This is a genomic window from Leptothrix ochracea, from assembly GCF_041083635.1.
Lineage (GTDB): Bacteria > Pseudomonadota > Gammaproteobacteria > Burkholderiales > Burkholderiaceae_C > Sphaerotilus > Sphaerotilus ochraceus.
In genome coordinates, this window is sequence record NZ_JBFPHB010000007.1 from 217,020 (window position 1) to 238,185 (window position 21,166).

Here is a 21,166-nt window from a genome sequence, read left to right on the forward strand (position 1 = left end):
CTTGCGATGCCACCCTTTGTGCTTTCGTAACCTGCCATGACCTTCGAATCCTCCAAGTTGCTTTGTTCACCGCCGGCATCTCCTCGCCGCCGTTTCCTTCGCCAAGGTTTGACGTCCGGCTTGGGCCTTGGGGCAAGCTGGGCCGGCTTGGCGTGGTCGCCGGCTGCTCGCGCCGAAGAATTCCGTGTCGAAATTTCTGGGGTCGGTGAGACCCAGATTCCGATCGCCTTGCCAGCCTTCAAAAATGAGGACCGCTCACCGGTATCGCTGACCGCCATCATTCGCGCTGATTTGGAGCGCTGCGGGCTCTTCAAACTGATGGATGTGGGCAGCATCGTGTTGGATGACGCAACGCGTCCTGCCATGGCGGAGTGGCGTACCCGGGCCACGGATGCGCTCTTGGGGGGCTCCGTGACCAAGTTGGCCGACGGCCGCTTTGACATCCGCTATCGGCTGTGGGACGTGGTGCGTGGCACCGAACTATCTGCGCAGTCGATGGCGGTGACCAAAGACGATTTGCGTCAAGCGGCCCATCGCGTGGCTGACGATATCTACAAGCGCTTGACCGGTGAGCGCGGTATTTTTTCGACACGCATCGCCTACGTGACGAAGCAGGGGGCGCAATTTGCCCTCTGGGTGGCTGATGCTGATGGCGAAGCGGCCCATATCTCGGTGTCCAGCTCGGAGCCGATCATTTCGCCCTCATGGTCACCCGATGGCCGCGAGCTGGCCTACGTTTCGTTCGAATCACGCAAGGCCGTGGTCTTCATCCAAGATATCGCCACCGGCAAGCGCCGTCAGATGGCCAATTACCGGGGCTCAAACAGTGCGCCGGCGTGGTCGCCGGATGGCACTCAGTTGACGGTCACCCTGTCTCGCGATGGCGCTTCGCAGCTTTATCTCATCAATCGCAATGGTGGCGAAGTGCGGCGGCTGACCCAGTCGGGCGCCATTGACACCGAGTCGGTGTGGGCTCCGGATGGCAAAACGGTGTATTTCGTCAGCGACCGGGGCGGTAGCCCACAGATTTATCGCCTCACGGTGGCCGATGGCAATACCGAACGCGTGACGTTCCAAGGCGCCTACAACATCAGCCCGGATATCAGTCCCGATGGCCGCTATCTCAGCTACATCAATCGCCAAGGCAATGTGTTTCGGTTGACGTTGTTGGATCTCAATACCGGCGTCATCACCGCGCTGACTGAAACGGGGGATGACGAAAGCCCCAGCTTTGCACCGAATAGCCGCATGATCATGTACTCCACCCGTGTTCAAGGGCGCGAGGTGTTGATGACGACATCGCTGGACGGTCGCATCAAGTCGCGTTTGGGGGGTGGAGCCTCTCAGGCCGATGTTCGCGAGCCTGTTTGGGGTCCTTTGACGGTCCGTTGAAAGCAAGAGTCATGAACATCATGCGTTTGTTGGGTGCCGTGGCCGTGACTTGCGGCGTGCTGTGGTTGGGTGGTTGTGCAACAAACACGCGTTTGGAGCCACCCGCTGCTGTCGAAGATCGTCGCTCCTCGGCCGGGGGGGTGGATAGCAAGGGTGTTTCGCCCTTTGGGGCCAGCACCGCTGGGGTGGGTCTCGATGGGGTTCAAACCAGTGGCGTCATGGATCCCAGTTCTGTGGCACGGGTCCAAGTGGGCGATCCTGCCGCAGCCCAAGGGGCGTTGCGCAACCGGGTGATCTATTTCGACTTCAACAGTGATTTGATCAATGACGAAGGCCGCAACGTCATTGAAGTCCAAGCGCGTTATCTCAAGGCGTCACACCAACGGCGCATGCTGGTTGAGGGGCATACCGATGAACGCGGTGGACGGGAATTCAATCTGGCGTTGGGGCAGCGTCGCGCCAATGCGGTGGTGAGGGCGCTCCAGCTGCTCAACGTGGCCCCTGAGCAGCTTGAAGGCGTCAGTTCGGGCAAGGAGCGGCCTGCGACTCCGGGGCATGACGAGGCATCTTGGGCCAAGAATCGTCGCGTTGAACTGAAGGATCAGTGACTATGTTTTCCTATTTGTTATCCCGGTCATCCTTCCCCTTGCGACCTGTTGGGGTGCTCATGTTGAGCCTGTGGGCTTGCTCTGCAAGCCAAGCCGGTGTGTTTGATGATGATGAAGCTCGCAAAGCCATCAACGATTTGCGCGTGCAATCCGAGCAAAACAACGCCCAGCATTTGAGCCGTTATGAGCAACTGGTGGCCAAGATGACGGAGCAGTCCACCCAGCAAACGGAGCAAAACGCGCAGTTGCGTCGCAGTCTGCTGGAGTTGAACAATCAGATTGAGCAGTTGCGTGCTGATGTCGCCAAGTTGCGTGGCCAGACGGAGGTCACCACCCAAACGCAGCAGGCCACCGTGCGTGATTTGGCGGAAACCCAGCGCCGCATGACCGATATCCAGACCAGCTTGGACGCCCGCCTGCGCCAAATAGAGCCGCAAAAAGTCAGCATGGATGGTCGAGACATCGTGGTCGCGCCTGAAGAGCGCAAGGCCTATGAAGATGCGATGCACACGCTGCGCACCGATTTCGGTGCGGCTGCCCAGCAGTTGCAAGCCTTCCAGCGCCGTTTCCCTGGCAGTGCTTATGCCGGTGATGTCCAGTACTGGCTGGGCAATGCGTTGTATGGCAAGCGGGATTTGAAAGAAGCCATCGTGGCGTATCGCGTGCTGGTTTCTACGGCACCTCAACACCCACGCTCACCGGAGGCCCTGCTGCAAGCCGCCACGTGTCAGGCCGAGTTGAAAGATCGCAAAGCGGCCAAGATCACGCTGGACGAGTTGATTCGGCTGTATCCCAAGTCAGAATCGGCGCAGACCGCCAAGGAACGCCTCAATAGCCTCAAGACACCGGGGTGATGATGTCAACGACGGTCCAAGAACTGACTTGGCAGGTACTGGGCGCAGTTTTTCTGCTTTCAGCCTTGTTGGGCGCCGTGGGGCAGCGAACGCACTTTTGCACCATGGGTGCTGTGGCCGACATCGTCAACATGGGTGACTGGAGTCGCATGCGGATGTGGGCCATGGCGGCTGGCGTGGCCATTGTTGGCTTCAACACGTTGGTGGCGCTGGGGTGGGTACGCGCGGATCAGTCCATGTATGCGGGACGGGTTTGGCAATGGGCGTCGGCGTTGGTGGGCGGGATGCTTTTCGGTTTTGGCATGGTGCTGGCTTCCGGCTGTGCAAGCAAAACCCTGATTCGACTCGGTTCCGGCAATCTCAAGGCCTTGGTCGTGTTGTTGGTGATGGGGTTGTCCGCATGGGCTACGTTGAGGGGGATCACCGCCGTGTTGCGTGTGGCCACTGTCGATGCTTGGGCTTGGACGCTACCGGCATCGCAAGATCTTCCGCATCTATGGGCCTACGTTCTGAAAACGGATGCTGTGCGTTGGCTGGCCGGTGGATTGGGTTTGATCGTTGGCGGTGGACTGTTGATGTGGTCGTTGGCCCACGAAGAAGGCCGGACCTCGGAGTCCTTGCTCGGTGGGTTGGTCACGGGGGGCGTTATCGTGGCCGTTTGGTATGTTTCTGGTGTTTGGGGTCACTTGATCGAACATCCAGAGACCCTGCTGGAGGACTTTGTCGGTACGGGCACGCATCGCATGGAGTCCTTGTCTTTTGTCTCATCGGTTGCGGCGACCTTGGAATGGCTGGTGTTCTTCAGTGACAGCAATCGGCATGTCAATTTGGGCATGGCTTCTGGTGTCGGGGTGGTGGTTGGTTCGACGATCGTGGCCTGGCAGACGCATCGTTTTTCTTGGGAAGGATTTCGTGACCTTGAAGACTTGCGCCGTCATCTGCTGGGTGCTGTCTTGATGGGTATGGGCGGGGTGACCGCCATGGGATGCACCATCGGGCAAGGCCTCTCGGGTCTTTCAACGTTGAGCCTGACGAGTTTGGTGGCCGTCGTCGCCATCATGGCGGGTGCAGTGGCTGCATTGCGCTACACCGCTTGGCGACTCGAACGGGCAATGGCAGGTTCATGACAACCATGATTGAGAACGACGACGAGAGGCCTGATTTGGAGCGTCGCTTTGGCGGCTTGCGCCGACTTTGGGGCGCTGAAGGCTACCGGCGTGTGCGAGCGGCGCGTGTTGCGGTGATTGGTGTCGGTGGCGTGGGTTCTTGGGCCGCAGAGGCCTTGGCACGTTGTGGCGTGGCCGAGCTCACGCTGATTGATTTGGATCACGTCTCCGAGTCCAACGTGAACCGACAGATTCAAGCGCTCGGTAGCACCTTGGGTGCGGCCAAGGTGAGCGTGTTGCGTGATCGCTTGCTGGATATTCATCCGGGCTGCCAAATTCGAACCGTCGAAGATTTCGTGACCCCAGAGAACTGGCCCGCGCTGCTTCCAGCGCCCGTGGATGCTGTGTTGGATGCTTGTGATCAAACCAAGGCCAAGCGGGCGCTGATGGTTTGGGCCATGCAGACGCGCCAGCGCTTGGTCACGGTGGGTGCGGCAGGGGGCAAGTTGCATGCTGACAAGGCCCAAGTGGCCGATCTGGCGGATGTGACCCATGACCCGCTGCTTTCGGGCTTGCGGCAGCAGCTTCGTCGGGATGGGTGGCCGCGCCAAGGTGCCATGGGTGTCCGATGTGTGTACGCTGCCGAGCCGGTTTTGCCGGCTCAAGGGCTCTGCGAAAGTGATGGCACCCTGGGGTGTCACGGTTATGGATCGAGCGTGATGGTGACCGCAACGTTTGGCATGGTGGCTGCCGGCGAACTTTTAGAGCAAATACGCTTGCAAATGTGAATAAATACGCTACAATCTCGTTCTCTATCTGATGTGGGGGTTGTTAGCTCAGTCGGTAGAGCAGCGGACTTTTAATCCGTTGGTCGTGGGTTCGAGTCCCGCACAACCCACCAAAGTTTTTGCAAATTTTTTATAGAAAATTTGACAGCCTTAAAATTGTTGAGATACAATCTAGGGCTTACGAATTGAAGGGCTCTTAGCTCAGTTGGTAGAGCAGCGGACTCTTAATCCGTTGGTCGAGTGTTCGAGTCACTCAGGGCCCACCAACAAGAAGGACTTGGTCTTTGAGGCCAAGTCCTTTTTTTATGGCCCTCTCGAAAATGGATCAGAACCCGGCTAACAAGTCCCTCAGAACACAACGTTCTACTTTTGGCGCCGATCCTTCCGCCCAAGACAAGCGACGTCGATGGTTTGGCGTGGGGGTTGTGATGCTGGTGCATGGGTTGGCCTTTTGGCTGATTTCATCCGGCATGGCCCGGCAGGTGTTGGAGGTGATCCACAAGCCTGTCGAAGTGGCGATCATCACGCAAGCGCCCACGCCGGCTGAGCCACCGCCGCCGCCCAAACCCGTACCGCCACCGCCTAAAACACCGCCACCGGTCGATACGCCACCGCCGCCAGCCTATGTGCCGCCGCCGGACATCGTGCCACCCCCAGCGGTTCAACCTGTGATTCAGGCCGTGGTCAGTACGCCACCTCCCGCTCCACCGCCGGTGGCTCCCCCACCGCCAGCACCGGCCCCTACGGCACCCGCATCACCGCTGCGGCGTGATGTCAGCGTGGCTTGTCCGGATTACGCCCAAGTGCTGCGAGATGCCTTGGCGGGGGTCTTCGACCGTGTGGGTGTGGTCGGGGTAGTGAAGGTGCAGATCCGTATTCAGGGCAGCAAGATCGTCGATGTCACCCCCGTGTCTGGGCCGCGCGAGTATTACCGCCCGGTGCAAAACGCGGTGCGACGCATGCGCTGCGGGGTCGATGGTGCCAACGAAGTGCTGGTGCCGCTGGAAGTCTCGTTTCGTGAGGACTGATCACGAGGTTAGGGCCAACGGCACATCAAAAAACGGACACCGAAGTGTCCGTTTTTCTTGGCGCAACAAAAAATGGTCGTCAGCGCTTAAACGCGCTTGCGGTACTCGTTGGTCCGGGTATCGATTTCAATCTTGTCGCCTTGGGAAACGAACAGCGGCACCGGGATTTCGAAGCCGGTGGCGATCTTGGCAGGCTTCAGAACCTTGCCCGACGTGTCGCCCTTGACCGCTGGTTCGGTCCACGTGATTTCGCGCACCACGGAGGTGGGCAGTTCGACCGAGATGGCCTTGCCGTCGTAGAACACCACTTCGAGTTCCATGCCATCTTGCAGATAGTTGATGGCGTCGCCCATGTTCTCGGCTTCGACTTCGTACTGGTTGTAGTCGGCATCCATGCAGACATACATCGGGTCAGCGAAGTAGGTGTAAGTGCAATCCTTCTTGTCGAGGATGACTTGGTCCATCTTGTCGTCAGCCTTGAAGACAACTTCGGTCCCAAAGTTAGCGATCAAGCTCTTGAGCTTCATGCGCACGGTGGCGGAGTTGCGGCCACCACGGCTGTATTCGGTCTTGAGCACGACCATGGGGTCCTTGCCATGCATGATCACGTTGCCGGCGCGGATTTCCTGTGCGATTTTCATATCGGTGGCCTCTAGCCTGAGAGATGCAAAACCGCCGATTCTAATCGGTGGGCGAATTCAAAAATGCACCCGACCCCATTCCTCTTCGAAGACACGCACCAAACTTTGATCCGATAGTCGATTGGGTGGCATCTCTAAGCGAGCCATGTCGGGCGGAAAGTCGAACAAGGTCGGCAGGCCTTGCAGCGTGAGGAAGCGCAGCTTGGGGGGTAAAGCAGAGGGTGAGTGCCAAGGGCGATGGCTGGCAAGGATGTAGCCCCATTCGCCGAAGCTGGGTACATGGGCGTGATAGGGCGTGACCTGCAAGCCCACGGCTTCGAGGGTCGAGGCCACCGTCCAAAAACTCTGGCGGGCGATCAGCGGTGAGGTGGTCTGGATCACGGCATAACCGCTGGCGGATAGGTGCTGATCCACCACCTGATAGAAGCTGGTCGAGTAAAGCTTGCCGATGGCGAAGCTGCTCGGGTCGGGGAAGTCGATCACCATCACATCCCAAGTCGCGCCTTGCTGGGCCGGATCTTCCAGCCAACTGAAGGCATCGGCGTTGACGATGTGCAGCTTGGGCGAGTGCAGCGCATCCTGGTTCAGGGCACGCAGACGCGGCTGCTCGGCAAAGAGCTGCGTCATGTGCGGATCCAGCTCAACCAAGGTGATGTGCTCGACGCTGGGGTATTTGAGGATCTCGCGCACCGCCAAACCGTCGCCGCCGCCCAACACCAAGACGCGCTTGGGCGCACCATGCGCCGCCATGGCTGGATGCACCAAGGCCTCGTGATAGCGGTATTCGTCGCGTTCGTGGAATTGCAGATTGCCGTTCAAAAACAATCGAAGGCCCGCTTGGCCGCCGGTGACCACGATGCGTTGATAGTCGCTGGTGGCTTTGTAGATCACCCGGTCGCCGTAGAAACGGTCTTCCGACCACGTGGTGAGTCGCTCGGCTCCAGCCATGGCAGCCAGCAGCACCAGCATCACCGCGCCACAAGCGATGGCGTAAGCGCGCAGCCGGCGCAGCTCGGCCCGGAACAGCCACAGCGCCCACAGTGCCACGGCCGCGTTCAACACCCCGAACAACAACCCCGTGCGGATCAGGCCCAGATGCGGCACCAACAGCAGCGGGAAGGCCAGCGCCACCACCAGCGCACCCAAGTAATCGAAGGTCAGCACCTGCGAGACCAAGTCTTTCAAGGCGTAGCGCTGGCTGAACTGCTTTTTAAGGATGCGCATCACCAGCGGGATTTCCAAACCCACCAGCGCGCCCACCCACAGCACCAGCCCGTACAGCAGCACCTTGAACCCCGCTTGGGCGCTCCCCGGCAGGAGGTTGTGCGCCACAAACAGTCCCGCCGGCATCAAGCCGCCCACCAGCCCGACCAGCAACTCAATGCGCAAAAACGCAGCCACCAGTTGGCGCTCGATGAAGCGACTCAACCACGAGCCAAGCCCCATGGCGAACAAATAGGTGCCGATCACGGTGGAGAACTGCAACACCGAGTCGCCCAACAAATAACTGGCCAACGCCCCCGCCGCCAGCTCGTAGACCAAGCCGCAGGCTGCAATCAGAAAAACCGAAGCGAGGAGGGTGAGTTCGGTGAGGGAAACTGCTCCAACGGGTGGGCTGGCATCCCGCTCACCCATGAATCGCTGCGGCCACGATTTGGCCGATGGCGATGAACATGGCGCCGACCACCACGGCCAAGGCGAGGTTTTTGTTTTCGACGATTTCTTCCCAAAGCTTGTAGGGCGTGATCTTGTCGATGACGATGAAACTGAGCCACAGCACCACCACGCCGATCACGGCGTAGATGACGGAGCCGAGCAGGATGTGCGGGTTGAGGATGTCCATAGAAAAGCGTCCTTATGCTTGTTGTGAATCGAAGCGTGGCGGTTTATTTGTGGCCGCCACCGCTGCTGCTGAAGCCGCCCCAAGAGCCGCCGCCACTGCCGCTGTTGAAATTCATACCGCTGCGGGATGGTTGACGGAGGCATTGCTGGTACTCGGCGCTGTTTTCGCCAAACACGGTGCGAGCGTCCTTGCAGCTGTCGTTGGTGCAAAAAGCGGCCGAGAACACGATCAGTACGATCACCGCCAAGGCGATCCAAAGAGGCCATCGAGCGGGATCGCCCAAGGCGTGGAGCGGCGCAGCGTCGCGCTTAAAAGCGCTGCGTTGATCGGCCGGGATGGCAAAAGCATCCATCAAGGTGCCAGCCTCGATCAATTCCCCCCCAGACCAGACCACCTCTTGGCCTTGCTGTTCGCGGCTCATGCGGTGACGCCGTGCTTGGCCTTGACCTTCAAAATCCATCACATGGTGTTGTTCACCTCGGTGAACCTGCCAATAAAACTCGCCCAGCACACAGGTGGTTTTGGCCGAGTAGCTCCAGCGCCGTTTGTAATCTTGACCCGCCCAGCGGGCCAGATCGCTTTTGAGCTTGGGCGCACCCGTCAGGGGCTTCATCCAGCTCCAACCGTCTTCGGCATCGACCAGAAACACAAAACCTTCCTGCGGGTGGTAGAGCAGGTATTCGCGCCAGAAGCTTTGTTCGAAATCTTCATCCGCTCCATTGGGCAGATCGCAGCGTTCCATGGCTCCGACCACTTGCCAAGGCAGGGCGTGGCTGGCAAGGCTCAAGGTGGCGGTCGATCCCAGCGGCAGCAGCGGCTCAAAAGGGGTGTTCTGGGCGTAAAAGCTCAGGTCCGCGCCCACACCCTTCGAGACATCGACCACCGCTTTGCACTGGCCGCAGGTGACGGCTTTGGTGCTGTCGAGTTGGATAGCGATGGATGCGCCGCAACTGGGGCAAGCGATGCTGCGGCCGTCTTGCTTCTTCTCACTGATCTCGCGCAGACCTTGCAGCGCAAGTTCAGCCAGTCGCACCGGGCGCCCCACTGAGACGGTGCTCACGTCGGATTGAAGTGTGGCGACTTCACCGGCTTCATGGCGAAGGTCTGCGATCAGCACCGCACCTTGAGGCAGCGGATGCGGCAACTCGCCCTCGGCCGCGCTCACCGTGGCGGACACCACCGAGGCCACGCTCCAGTGCTGGCCGCTGAGGTTGCAGTCTTGGCCGGCTTGCAGGCTGGCGATCTCGGGGTGGCTCAGTTCAGCGTCAAAGCTGAAGACATAAGCGCCGTTGTCTTCCGAGAGCCAGCCGCCCGAGCCGTTGCTGAAAAGTGCATGCCATTCGGTCCAGCGGGCGTCGGGGGATTGCCATTGCAAACGGCCCACCAAGGTGAAGGCCTCACCCATGTATTTGCCGCTGGTCCCGAGCTGCAAGGGGCTGTGGTCATCAAACAGCTCGGCACTTTGGCCGATCCGGCGCAGCGCCTCGCCTTCTCGCACCAAGGTGCTGCGGCAAAAGCTGCATACGCTGCTGACCGAGGCCGCCGAGCGGAATTCAACCCGGCCGCCACAGTTTGGGCAAAGGGCGCTGTAGGAGCGATGCGTCACACCAACTTCCTGAGCAGCTCGGCCTTTTTGGCGCTGAATTCCTCCTCGGTGAGGATGCCCTTGGCCTTGAGATCGGCCAGCTTTTCCAAGGTCGCCATGACTTGATCGGGGCTCATGGCTTGGGCCGCCGCTGCAACCGGGGCGGCCTGCTGAGGCGCCAGCCCTTGGGCGAGGTTTTGGGCCAGCACTTGGCCCAAGGCCACGCCGGCGCCCAAGCCCATGGCGTCACCGGCGATGCCACTACCACCACCATGACCACCACCGCCTTCAGCGAACTTGGGGATGGCTTGGGCGGTTTGGTATTGCATGAACTGGCCGATGTTCTGACCGATCATGCCCATGCCGATCTTTTGGTCGAGGATCTTTTGCAGCTCCTCGGGCAGCGAGACGTTTTGCAGCGTCACGCTGTCCAGACTCAAGCCGAGCTTGGTGAATTCAGGCGCGCTGACCGCCTTGATCTGTGCCGCAAATTCGACTTGGTTGGCCGCCAGATCAAGGAAAGGCACCCCGCTTTGAGCCACGGCGTCCGAGATGTGCTGCAACAGCAGGCCGCGCAACTGGCCGTCCAAGTCTTCGACGCCGTAGCGTTCACGGGTGCCCGAGATTTCCTTGAAGAACAGCTTCGGATCGGCCAAACGGTAGCTGTAGTTGCCGAAAGCGCGCAGCCGCACCGCCCCAAAGTCCTTGTCACGCAGGGTCACGGGCTGTTGGGTGCCCCAGCGTTGATCGATTTGCTGGCGGGTGCTGAAAAAGATCACGTCGCTTTTGAAGGGCGAGGCAAAGAGCTTGTCCCAGTTTCTGAGGTAAGTCAGCACCGGCAAGGTTTGGGTGCTGAGGGTGTAGCGCCCTGGGCCAAAGACATCGGCGATCTGGCCTTCGTTGATGAAGACGGCCATTTGCGATTCGCGCACCGTCAGCACCGCACCGTTTTGGATTTCGTTGTCCGCCATCGGGTAGCGCCAAGCCAGCACACCGTTGCCGTCTTCGGTCCACTCCAGGACGTCGATGAACTGTTTCTTGATGAAATCGAACAGACCCATGCTCTGGCTCCTAAAAACACCTCAAAGCCCCATGAAGCATGGGGCCATGCGCATCATAGCCACGAGTGACGCCTTGCCTTGGCTCAAAGGGGTTGCTTGGATGAAGGTATAGGGTGTGGGTATACCGACCACAGAGAGGGTTTTATGAAGATTCGATTCACCGCCTCGGGCAGCGAGTATTTCCGCATCTGGATCGTCAATTTGCTCCTCACTGTGGTCACGTTGGGGCTCTACTGGCCCTTTGCCAAGGCGCGCAAGTTGCGTTATTTCCATGAAAACACCTTGGTGGGCGACTCACCCCTCAGTTTCCACGGCGACCCGAAGCGCATGCTGCGGGGCTACGTGTTGATGGGGGTGCTGGGCGGGGTCTACACGGTGTTGAACAACACCCACCCGGACGCGGCAGCGGTGATGGTGGTTTTGACGCTACCGCTTGCGCCGTGGTTTCTTTGGTCGGCCCTGCGTTTTCGGGTGGCCAACACCGGCTGGCGAGGTCTGCGCTTGCAGTTCGACGGCACCTTGAAGCAGATGTACCGCTTGTTTGTGCCCATGGTCACGCCCTTGGGTGTCGCCGCTGTGGGCTGGGTGGTGCTGTTGGTGGTGGGCGCAGGGGGCGGGGATGGCGGGGAGAGCGTGTTGAAATCAACGCCAGCTACGATTTGGGGCTTTGTGACGCTGTTGTGCTTCTTTGCCTCCATGCTGATGTCGATTCGTCTGATGTGGCGGCTGAAAGAGTTCCAGCACAGCCATTACCGTTTGGGCGATGAAGTGACGCGCTTGGAGGCCACGCTCAAGGACTACGACAAGGTGCAGATCCGCATCGTCGGTGTGGTGTTTCTAGGGAGCCTCATCAGCAGTTCACTGACGGCGATCTTGGTGATGTCACTCGGCCCTTGGGCGGGTCCCCTCGGTGTGATCGGCCTTTACGCCACGATGCTGGTCGTGGTCGGTTACCGCATGGCCCGCATGCAAAACTTGATTTGGGGCGGCACACGCAGCGAGCACATCGTTTTTCACAGCGAGTTGCTGCTTCATCCTTTGGTCAAGTTGATGCTCAAGAGCGCCGTGCTGACCGTGATCACCTTCGGCTTTTACTGGCCCTTTGCGGCGGTGGCCTTGACGCGCATGCGGCTGGAAGCGATCAGCTTGGATCTTTCGATACCGTTGGAACAACTGATGGGCTCAATGATCACCCAGCCTGGCGCAGCGGGCGAGGCCGCAGCCGACCTGAACCCGCTGGGTTTGGACATCGACTTCTAAGCAGCGCAAGCAGCGACCATGATCACGGCGCTTTACTTCGACGGCCGCACGGCGCTGGCGCGGCCGGTGGAGCTGCGACTGCACGACGGGCGGCTGCGGGTGAGTGGGGAGGGCGTGGCACTTGACCTAGACGCGCAACGCCTCGACTGGCCCGAGCATCAGCGCCACGGCCCACGAGTGCTCGTGCTGCCCGACGACATCGGCGGCCAGATTCATTGCGCTGACGGCGGTGCTTGGGACCATTGGTTGGCCGATCAGGGCCATCACCACGGCCGCCTTGGCGTGGTGCGCATGCAGCAAAGCTGGCGCGCCACTTTGATGGCCGTGGCGTTGATGCTGCTGCTTGTGGGCTTGATGTTCACCCACGGCTTGCCGCTGATCGCCCACGTCGTGCTGGGCATGGTGCCGACCAGCCTGGACCAGCGGGTGGGGGAGGAAGTTTTCGAGCACATGGAGGCGCACTGGCTGAGTCCCAGCCAAGTGCCAGTCCAGCAGCAAGAGCGCTTGCGCGAGCAACTCCGCAGCGCCATGGCGCGGGTGGATCACGGGAACGATCACGGTGAAGCCGATGCGCCCGCTTGGGAGCTGCGCTTTCGCCGCAGCCGCGACAAGATGCCGGGCGCCAACGCCTTGGCTTTGCCCGGCGGGGTGATCGTCGTCACCGATGAGTTGGTGGCTTTGTTGCACGACCGCGAAGACGTGCTGCTTGGGGTGCTGGCCCACGAGATGGGCCACGTGCGCCAGCGCCACGGCATGCGCATGCTGGTGCAGGGCAGCTTGCTGGCGATCGCCACTGGCTTGTTGTTCAACGACGCCGGCAGCGTGGTGGGCCTGTTGAGCAGCGCCCCCTTGCTCTTGGGACAAATGGCCTATTCGCGCGACATGGAGCGCGACGCCGACGAACACGCCATCGCTGTTTTGCAGGCCAACCGCATCGAACCCATGGTGTTGGCGGTGCTCTTCGAGCGCCTACAAGCCGGCCAAGCGACCACGCCTGACGGTGTGCCCGAGGACGTTCCCCACGATTGGGGGATCGGTTTTTCATCCCATCCCCCCACAAAAGAACGGATTGAGCGACTCAAGGCGGCTTCACATCCCTGAAACAGAGCCGGGCGATCTAGGATGCGCACTTGTTTTGCTGGGCGCAAGAAAAGGAAGCGGGGCGATGGGTTCACATGTGACGGCAAGTTGTGCTTGCGGATTTCAAACCAAGAGTCTGGTGGGTGGCGGCATTTCCAACCATGACATCGTTTGCCTGTTTCCGTGCCTCTGCCGTCATTGCAATGAACTCATCACGGTCAACCTCTATGACCGCAAAAAAGTTTGTCCGCACTGCCGCAACCCTTATCCCATCCCGTATCACCACCCGGTGCTCTATGAGTCCAAGCTTGGCGATTTACCGCTGGTGAGCTGGAACGCCCGCCAAAAACTTGGCCGCGTCCTGCGCCTGACCAACGGTGCCTACCGCTGCCCCAAATGCAACCACATGACCCTGCGCTTTGCCATGAGCGGCATTTGGTTTGATTGATCGGTGACTCGTGGGGCATCGTCGGTTCTGGCGCTGTTGCCATCCCGCCGCCGCAGGCTGATCCAGCGCCCCAGCCGCCAGCCCTGCGGCTTCGCCACTTTCCGTTGCCGCCACAGCTTGCTGCGGGTGGGGAACCAACTTAGGCCGTGCCAGAACGCCCTTGCGCCACCCGGCCACCATTGCCGCTCTATTGGGAACCGTTCCTCGGCCTTCGGGAACTATGCGGCGTATCGAGGGAGCCGTGTTCTGTGCTGCGGGAACGGGCGTGCATGGTCTGCTGCCGTGGTTTCCTTTGCCGTGCGCGGGCTGAGCAGAATCAGGGTAGGGCCGTCTGTCGGCTTTGTCTGCAGGGCCGAGGGATTGGAGGACGGTCGGGTTGAAATGTTGATGGCTGCCGGAGGCCAGTTCTAGGCTGGGGGTAAACATTCAGAAGAGCCACGGGGTCAGCTGCTATCGACCTATAGAAGCCGTCTGAAGTTCAAATCAAACTGCCCGATACCCGTCGTTTGCAGGCACATGACCGGCAGCAATTGCTCCAAAGTAGACGACTCACCGAGCCTGACCACGGGAGATCAGGCGATTAACCCTGACTCTCGGCGTCAGCATCGTCCGCTTTGTTTGGCAATCGACCTTCGGCTCGCAACTGCTTTACCAACTGTGAGGTAAGCAGGAACTTCTGTTTGACCCCTTCTGGGCGGCTGTAGACCAGTGCGCCCTCTAATACATTCCAAAGATTGCTAGTCGGTGTCTGTCGTGGGGAAAGTCGCTTAACGACAATCGAAAGTGGCTCGATCCAATTCGAAGGCGCTGTCAGTGGATCGATCACCGTGAACACGCTGCTCAGGATGGTCCCGATGTTCCCGGGCGAGCCACGTAAGCTGAGAGTAACATTTAGCCTGTGAACCGGCTAGGACAGGGTCACGGAAATCTTCCGCAGAGCAAGATCAGCTGCATCTTTCGCAAGTCCGTTCGCTAAGCCGTCGATGATCGTTCGCATGTCCGCCAACAAGGTCTCTGTCGCGCCAAAGGAGATCCGCGCCAGATGAAGCACACCATCCATTGCGCATAGCGTGGCTACGTTCGCGAGGTCAACCTTAGAACGCAGGAAGGTGTCGATTGCTCCCCCCCCGGTCTCCGCAGCCTGAATCTCCAAGCCATCCCCGAACTGCAAAAAACAACATTGCGTGTGAATGACGAGTGCCTGATCCACCGCCTCATGGTCGAGGCTGATAAACGCACAGAGTTCTTCGCCTGCCGCATTCGCCTCTTGCTCCACGTCGCTATCTTTCGAATCCACCGGATCATTCTCAGCCTCAAAATCCCGGCTGTTTCCGCCAAGGTATTCAGGGATGAGCGGATTTCCCCGATAGAAGTCGCTCAGCAGCTGCTTCCAGCGTTGAACGGGCAAAGAACCATCGAAGCGGAAGAGCTTCGTGTATTCGGAGTCGGAGTGCTTGCCAGCGCGGTCGATCGTCTTCTCGATCCGTTCCAGATAGGCCTCGGCCGGGTAGGCTCGGATGGCACCGTCAAAGTGCGTGATCGCTGATACCGCAGGCGAGAACTCGGCGTGGGCATAGCGGCAACCGTAGCGCTCATCAAGCAGGCCTCCCGATGCGTTGTCGATTAGTTCCTCGACCTCAAAAGTTCGATAAATTACGTCGGTCCCATTCTGATTCCGCGCCTCTGGCACCTTCCACCAGAAGTGGGTCTTGTCGATGCCTTCGAAGTAGCGTGCTCGCTCAGACGCCTTGTGTTCTGACGAGCCGGGCGGTATCGAGACGACGTCATCACCGAACTTTGGTCCGTGCCAGTATTCCCGCTCCATCAGATGGGTCACGGTGTCCGCGTGACCCACCAAATCTGGATCCAGCCGAAGACGTGGTGTCAGGCTGCTTTCGTTAGCAGCGACGTCAAAGCTCGCGAGAAAATAGTCGTTCAGTTTGTTCCAGTGAGACAGGCTTCGTCTGAAGAACTTGTGAGCAAACAAGACTAGACCGCGTTCTTGGTCGAGAAAGACACCGGGCTGGTGGAGCCGCCGCTCCATGCGAGTGATAAGCGCGCGGTAGTTGGTTAGTCCGTCCTTGTCGACCAAATCGCTCGTGAGATCGAAAAGTTCGGGATAGAGCTCTGCCGCGAGGCCCGAACGAGCGATCGCGTAAGCCTCCAACTGGTGATATGTCGCCCCTTGGAGGGATGCGGGCGCTACCCGTTCGGACAACTCATCACGAAGCGACTCTTTCCCGACATGATGATGGTGTTGCCAGTATTCCGCCGCCAGTTCAGCAAGGTCCGCTTTCTCTTCATCGGTTTCGACCTGATTCAGCAGACCGATGGTGCGAACCATTGCGCCATCGATCAGATGCCCCAACACCTTGCTCCAGCCAATGGGCCGGTGCAAGTCGTGTTGGATGTGCGTAGGATAGCCGCGGGGTAATCCTTGCTCTCGCGCAGCATGCCGCGCTCGCTCCTCCGCCTCCATCAGCGCTGAGGCAGTGCATGTGCCGTGGCGATCGACTTGATCGGTGGCAAATATTCCTAGTTCTTGTTTCACAGCTTTTCCTTGAAATGCGTTTCGCATTCTGCTGTGATGTGTTTCACACGAATGTAAAAGCGATCCCTGATGCTGACATCGGTGACCGACTGCTCCTAGCCGACAGCACTCCTCTGGTCCGGTACACGCGATTGATCTCACCCTCCGCACCTCAGCCCATGAATCGCCGCCGACCATTCTCCCCACATCTAGGTCAAAGCACCATCCGGTGACATCCACTGCCGCCTGCCCGGCGTCACCGCGTTGTGTGTCGGTGAGGCCGAGTTATGTCGTGTAGACCCGCCTAACCCCCAAACCTTAGCAACCAACTGGAACGGATGTAACGCCTTTCTGCCGAGGGTGGATGGTGATGGGTCGTGTCTATAGAGTGGATCGCGGATCCAAGGCGCGTGGCCTCGGGATGGGGTGGCGGCCTTGCGGTTCGGCAACATTCTCAGGGAGCAAGATCATGGAGTTCCATCAAAGCATCCAAAACCGTACGACGCAGACGGTGGCGGTGATCAATACCTTTGCAGCCGGCCTTTCGGTGGCTGGGGTCGATGCGGCTGGGTTGGCCGCGCAGGGCTTGGCGTTGGACCCGATGGCGCAGCAGCGCGATCATGCGCTGGCCGACTACGACGGTGCCAACAACGCTGAGCGTCGTGGCCTGCTGGCGCTCCAGCATCTGGTGCTGACGCTGCCCAAGGTGGTGGAGGCCGAACTCGATGACCACGTGCATGAGGAAAGCGCGCTCATCGATCTGCTTGCGCCGGCCTATGCCATCAAGCCGCGCACCACTGAGGCCGCACTCAGTCGCGGCCACAAGCTGGCCAGTGCGTTGGAACGCATCAACGCCTATCTGGCGGCCCTGCAGCCACCCCGGGCCGGCATCGTCAACGACGCGCAGGGCCTGACTGAGCTCAACGCCGCCATGGACGCCCAGACCGTGCTGGCGCAGACCCTGGCCAACGGCAGTGCGCGCCTCAACCACGCCCGCGTGGATCTGCGTGAAGCCGCCGTTGCGTTGGACCGCCTGAACAAGCGCTTTTACGCCCGCCTGCAGGCGCTGGCCCGCGCCAACCCGGCGCTGGCACGGGCCATGACGCAGATCGACACCGGCGCGCCCAACCTGCCCGCCACACTCAGCATCAAGGACGTGCTGCAAGGCGGTGAAGACCACCTGCACGTGCTGGTGGCCTACGACCCCGCCAGCGTGGACGGCAAGGCCGACAGCACGCTGGAGTGGCAGATCGCTGGCGTCGATGCCGATTTCTCCCGCACCGTCCGGGTCGATCCGAGCGGCAACGCCATCGGCCCCTTCAGCGCCGGCCAGCTCGTCAAGCTCAGAACCCGCGTGCGTAACGGCAACGGCAGCGCCACCAGCGCGGTGCGCAGTCTGAGCATTGTTTGAACGTCACATGACGGGGCGGGCGGCTCGCTACACTCGGGCCTCATGAGCTCCGCCAGCCCCGTTTTGTCCCGCCGCAAGCTGCCGATCGGCATTCAAAACCTGCGTGAAATCCGCCAAGGCGGCCACTATTACGTCGACAAGACGGGCATGGCGGCCGACTTGGTCGAGTCCGGCAAGTACTTCTTCCTCAGCCGGCCGCGCCGCTTCGGCAAGAGTCTGCTGGTCGATACCTTCCAAGAGCTGTTCGAGGCCAACCGGGCGCTGTTTACCGGACTGGCAGCCGAGACGCGCTGGGACTGGAGCCAGCGCCATCCGGTTGTGCGCATCAGCTTCGGCGGCGGCGGGCTGACCAGCGCCGAGCGGCTGGAGCAGCGCATCTTCGAGATCTTGGACGACAACGAGCGCCGTCTGGGCGTTGTCTGCCGGCACCAGAGCGTGGGCGGTCGGTTTGCCGAGCTGATCGAGCGCGCCCACGCGCAGCACGGCGCGCCGGTGGTGGTGCTGATTGACGAGTACGACAAGCCGATCCTCGACAGCATCGAGGACCGCGCGCTCGCCACCGTGATGCGCGAGGGCCTCAAGGCGCTGTACGGCATGCTCAAGGACGCCGATGCGCACCTGAAATTCGTCTTCATGACGGGGGTGACCAAGTTCAGCAAGGTCAGCCTGTTTTCCGGGCTGAACCAGCTGGTCGATCTCACGCTTGATCCGCAGTACAGCGCCTTGTGCGGCTATACCGACCAGGATGTGGACACGGTGTTCGCGCCCGAGCTGCCGGGGCTGGACCGCGACGAGATCCGCCGCTGGTACAACGGCTACAACTGGTGCGGCGAGTCGGTCTACAACCCGTTCGACCTGCTGCTGCTGTTTCGCAATCGCCAGTTCCGGCCCTACTGGTTCGAGACCGGCACGCCAACCTTCCTGATCAAGCTACTGACCGAACGACAGGTGCACACGCCGACCATCGGCCAGACGGTGGCGACCGAGTCACTGCTCTACACCTTCGACGTGGACACCATCTCGACCGAGGCGCTGATGTTCCAAGCCGGGTATCTGACCATCGACAGCGTCTGGGCCATCCCCGGCCGCATGGAGCTGACGCTGAAATACCCGAACCAGGAAGTGCAGGCCAGCCTGAACGACAGCCTGCTCAAGAGCTTTGTCGGTGACGTCGCCGTGCCCGGGGCGCAGATCAGCCGGCTCTGGCGCGTGCTGCACGCTGGTGACGTGGCGGGCTTGCGCGAGCTGTTCCACGCCTTCTTTGCCAGCATTCCGCATGACTGGTACCGCAACAGTCCCATCGCTCAGTTCGAGGGCTACGACGCCAGCATCTTCTACAGCCACTTTGCTGCGCTGGGCCTCGACATCGTCGTTGAGGACACCACCAACCATGGCCGCATCGACATGACCGTGTTGGCCTGCGGTGCGGTCTGGCTGTTCGAGTTCAAGGTGGTCGAACTGGTGCCGCAGGGCAGGGCGTTGCAGCAGCTCAAGGACAAGGGCTACGCCGACAAATACCAAGCCCGTGGCGAGCCGATCCACTTGATCGGTGTCGAGTTCAGCAAAGCAGAGCGCAATATCGTCAGGTTTGAGGTGGAGACACAGCCATAGGGGCACGGTTCATGGGTTCGAGTGAAAAGGTAACGACCACCGATGCGGATGTGAAGGTGGCATGGTTGCTCTGCACCGAATTGAGCACCCGCATCACCACCCAGCCTTTGCCCCTGCGCGATGGTGATGAGGCCACTGCTTTGCAAAGCGTGGCCGATTTTTTCAGGCTGGCACGTTCAAAGATTGCTGAAAACCCGGAATGCGTGCAGTGCGCGCCCTTGGTGTTGAACACCCTCAACGAAAAAGTCCGGCCGTTCACTGCCCATTGGCATCGCATCAAGGCACAAAACCGGATGCAAAGCGCTGACGTGCGCTACCGCTTCCGTGCCGAACTGGAGGTATTGCGCAAGGAGCTGATCGGGCTTGCCCAAGCTTTGGCAAGCATCGCCAGCATGCCGATGCCACTGATCGCCTCGCAGCAAGATGGGCCGAGCAACGCCGAGATGACAAAGGGGGCGCTGCCGTTTGGTGTGCCGAACGAGCCGAACGAGCTGGACGTGGAACACATGAACCAGCGCGAGCGGCAGGAAGTTGATCTGCGCCGCGCCCGGGGGCAGCTTCCACGCTCGGACGTTGATGCTGTGGGCTTGGCTCTTTCAGGCGGCGGCATCCGCTCAGCCACCTTTGCGCTGGGGGTGCTACAGCCACTGGCACAGCGTGATTTGCTGAAAGAGGTGGACTTCATGTCCACGGTGTCGGGGGGCGGTTATCTGGGCAGCTTCATCAGCACCCATGGCATGGATGCCTTGAAGCCTTCAGCATCAGGCATCGACGAGCCGCCTATTCGCCACATGCGCAACCACAGCCGGTATCTGATCGAGGGCGGTCTGAGCACGCTGTGGACGCTGTTGTGGGTCCTTGTGTCGGGCATCCTCATGTCGGGCCTGTGTGTCGTTGTAGGGTGGCTTCCACCCTACACGGGTGCGCTGCACCACTATTACCGTCATCGGCTGGCTCGAACATTCATCCAGAACGACCGACCGATGCCGTTGGCCGAGCTGAACGGTTCAGGCGTGATCGCACCCTATCACCTGATCAACACGGCGCTGAATGTGCCTTCCAGTGAAAAGGCCGATCTGCGCGACCGTCAAAGCACGCACTTTGTGCTCAGCAAGCACTATTGCGGGAGCACGTTGACCGGCTGGCAATCGACCGCTGATCTTGATATCGACTTGGCCACAGCCATGGCCATTTCGGGGGCAGCTGCGTCGCCCCACATGGGCACACAGAGCCGACTGCATTACCGCGTTTTGATGACGTTGCTGGGGTTGCGGCTCGGGTGTTGGCTGCGTTGGCCCAAGAACCCGGGCCGATGGTGGAAGCCTAACGGCTTGCTTTGCTTTCTGCGTGAACTGAGTGGCAGGGGCATGGACGAGAAACAGCCCTACCTGAACCTGTCAGACGGCGGCCACATCGAGAACCTTGGTGTCTATGAACTGCTGCGCCGCCGCTGCCGTTTCATCATCGCCATTGATGGTGAGTGCGACCCCGAGCACCACTTTGGTGGGTTGCTGACGCTGACCCGCATGGCTCAGATTGACTTGGGTGTTCGCATCGAACCCGATTTGTCTGACCTGCGCCCCAACGCCCAAGGTGTCTGCAACAACCATTTTGTCATGGCGGACATAGCGTATCCCGGCACGGAGGTGCGCGGCCTGCTGCTCTACATCAAGCTCTCCATGACCGGCAACGAATCAGAATTCCTGCGCAACTACCGGCGCGAGTTTCCTGATTTCCCGCACCAAAGCACCGCGCAACAGCTCTACAGCGAAACCCAATTCGAGGCCTACCGCGCTTTGGGCGAGCACGTGGGCAACGAGCTGTTTGCCGACCATCTGATGGGCCATCTTCCAAGCGAAAACTGCACCGTTTCAACGTGGATGGCGCAACTGGCCCATAAGCTTTTGTAGCTGACGCGGC

General features: G+C 60.3%; 18 protein-coding genes and 2 tRNA genes. 14 read left to right on the forward strand and 6 right to left on the reverse strand.

The features are described from left to right. Nucleotides 1–36: 36 nt before the first annotated feature. From tolB to AB3X39_RS03955, 8 genes are all read left to right on the forward strand, one after another. Nucleotides 37–1,392, forward strand: a complete 1,356-nt coding sequence (gene tolB, locus AB3X39_RS03920) for a Tol-Pal system beta propeller repeat protein TolB (RefSeq protein WP_369416041.1) — start codon at nt 37–39, stop codon at nt 1,390–1,392. Between the two features lie 20 nt (nt 1,393–1,412). After that, entirely contained in the window at nt 1,413–2,000 is a 588-nt protein-coding gene (locus tag AB3X39_RS03925; protein WP_369416042.1) for an OmpA family protein, read from the forward strand. Nucleotides 2,001–2,059: 59 nt separating this feature from the next. Continuing rightward, nucleotides 2,060–2,854, forward strand: a complete 795-nt coding sequence (gene ybgF, locus AB3X39_RS03930; RefSeq protein WP_369416043.1) for a tol-pal system protein YbgF — start codon at nt 2,060–2,062, stop codon at nt 2,852–2,854. Continuing rightward, the gene (locus AB3X39_RS03935; RefSeq protein WP_369416044.1) at nt 2,854–3,981 is read left to right on the forward strand and encodes a YeeE/YedE family protein; all 1,128 of its coding nucleotides are present in this window, start codon (nt 2,854–2,856) and stop codon (nt 3,979–3,981) included. The genes ybgF and AB3X39_RS03935 overlap by 1 nt, the downstream gene beginning before the upstream one ends. After that, a complete protein-coding gene (locus AB3X39_RS03940) occupies nt 3,978–4,748 on the forward strand; it encodes a tRNA threonylcarbamoyladenosine dehydratase (RefSeq protein ID WP_369416045.1) in 771 nt (256 codons plus the stop codon). The genes AB3X39_RS03935 and AB3X39_RS03940 overlap by 4 nt, the downstream gene beginning before the upstream one ends. 37 nt (nt 4,749–4,785) lie before the next feature. Further along, a tRNA-Lys gene (locus tag AB3X39_RS03945) sits at nt 4,786–4,861 on the forward strand. 77 nt (nt 4,862–4,938) lie between these two features. Further along, nucleotides 4,939–5,014: transfer RNA gene (locus AB3X39_RS03950), tRNA-Lys, on the forward strand. Between the two features lie 39 nt (nt 5,015–5,053). After that, complete coding sequence (locus tag AB3X39_RS03955; RefSeq protein WP_369416046.1) at nt 5,054–5,776, forward strand: energy transducer TonB; 723 nt, start codon at nt 5,054–5,056, stop codon at nt 5,774–5,776. 86 nt (nt 5,777–5,862) lie between these two features. Here the strand turns inward: AB3X39_RS03955 and efp are convergent, their stop codons facing one another. From efp to AB3X39_RS03980, 5 genes are read right to left on the reverse strand one after another with little or no spacing between them, the layout of a single operon-like run. Then, entirely contained in the window at nt 5,863–6,417 is a 555-nt protein-coding gene (gene efp, locus AB3X39_RS03960) for an elongation factor P (protein ID WP_369416047.1), read from the reverse strand. Nucleotides 6,418–6,474: 57 nt separating this feature from the next. Then, nucleotides 6,475–8,052 (reverse strand): polyamine aminopropyltransferase, encoded by a 1,578-nt coding sequence (locus tag AB3X39_RS03965; protein ID WP_369416048.1) that lies wholly within the window; start codon nt 8,050–8,052, stop codon nt 6,475–6,477. Next, complete coding sequence (locus AB3X39_RS03970; RefSeq protein ID WP_369416049.1) at nt 8,045–8,260, reverse strand: DUF350 domain-containing protein; 216 nt, start codon at nt 8,258–8,260, stop codon at nt 8,045–8,047. Before AB3X39_RS03970 ends, AB3X39_RS03965 begins: the two co-directional genes overlap by 8 nt. Before the next feature lie 43 nt (nt 8,261–8,303). Beyond that, nucleotides 8,304–9,866 carry a DUF4178 domain-containing protein gene (locus tag AB3X39_RS03975; RefSeq protein WP_369416050.1) on the reverse strand — a complete coding sequence of 521 codons (1,563 nt, stop codon included), beginning with the start codon at nt 9,864–9,866 and terminating at the stop codon, nt 8,304–8,306. Then, the gene (locus AB3X39_RS03980; protein ID WP_369416051.1) at nt 9,863–10,906 is read right to left on the reverse strand and encodes an SPFH domain-containing protein; all 1,044 of its coding nucleotides are present in this window, start codon (nt 10,904–10,906) and stop codon (nt 9,863–9,865) included. The genes AB3X39_RS03975 and AB3X39_RS03980 overlap by 4 nt, the downstream gene beginning before the upstream one ends. Nucleotides 10,907–11,050: 144 nt before the next feature. On the opposite strand from AB3X39_RS03980, the gene AB3X39_RS03985 reads away from it, so the two are divergent. The 3 genes from AB3X39_RS03985 (at nt 11,051) to AB3X39_RS03995 (ending at nt 13,694) form a co-directional block, all read left to right on the forward strand. Beyond that, nucleotides 11,051–12,166 (forward strand): YjgN family protein, encoded by a 1,116-nt coding sequence (locus AB3X39_RS03985; protein ID WP_369416052.1) that lies wholly within the window; start codon nt 11,051–11,053, stop codon nt 12,164–12,166. Between the two features lie 18 nt (nt 12,167–12,184). Next, nucleotides 12,185–13,267 carry a M48 family metallopeptidase gene (locus AB3X39_RS03990; RefSeq protein WP_369416053.1) on the forward strand — a complete coding sequence of 361 codons (1,083 nt, stop codon included), beginning with the start codon at nt 12,185–12,187 and terminating at the stop codon, nt 13,265–13,267. 64 nt (nt 13,268–13,331) lie between these two features. Beyond that, nucleotides 13,332–13,694, forward strand: a complete 363-nt coding sequence (locus AB3X39_RS03995; protein ID WP_369416054.1) for a hypothetical protein — start codon at nt 13,332–13,334, stop codon at nt 13,692–13,694. Nucleotides 13,695–14,601: 907 nt separating this feature from the next. Here AB3X39_RS03995 and AB3X39_RS04000 read toward each other — a convergent pair. Further along, nucleotides 14,602–16,245, reverse strand: coding sequence for a hypothetical protein (locus tag AB3X39_RS04000; protein WP_369416055.1), 1,644 nt, complete (start codon nt 16,243–16,245; stop codon nt 14,602–14,604). A gap of 448 nt (nt 16,246–16,693) precedes the next feature. Here AB3X39_RS04000 and AB3X39_RS04005 point away from each other — a divergent pair, with 448 nt between their 5' ends. From AB3X39_RS04005 to AB3X39_RS04015, 3 genes are read left to right on the forward strand one after another with little or no spacing between them, the layout of a single operon-like run. Beyond that, on the forward strand, nt 16,694–17,635 hold the full coding sequence (locus AB3X39_RS04005) for a hypothetical protein (RefSeq protein WP_369416056.1): 942 nt from the start codon (nt 16,694–16,696) through the stop codon (nt 17,633–17,635). A gap of 42 nt (nt 17,636–17,677) precedes the next feature. Further along, on the forward strand, nt 17,678–19,246 hold the full coding sequence (locus tag AB3X39_RS04010) for an ATP-binding protein (RefSeq protein WP_369416057.1): 1,569 nt from the start codon (nt 17,678–17,680) through the stop codon (nt 19,244–19,246). An 11-nt stretch (nt 19,247–19,257) separates the two neighbouring features. Beyond that, nucleotides 19,258–21,156 carry a patatin-like phospholipase domain-containing protein gene (locus AB3X39_RS04015; RefSeq protein WP_369416058.1) on the forward strand — a complete coding sequence of 633 codons (1,899 nt, stop codon included), beginning with the start codon at nt 19,258–19,260 and terminating at the stop codon, nt 21,154–21,156. Nucleotides 21,157–21,166 lie beyond the last annotated feature (10 nt).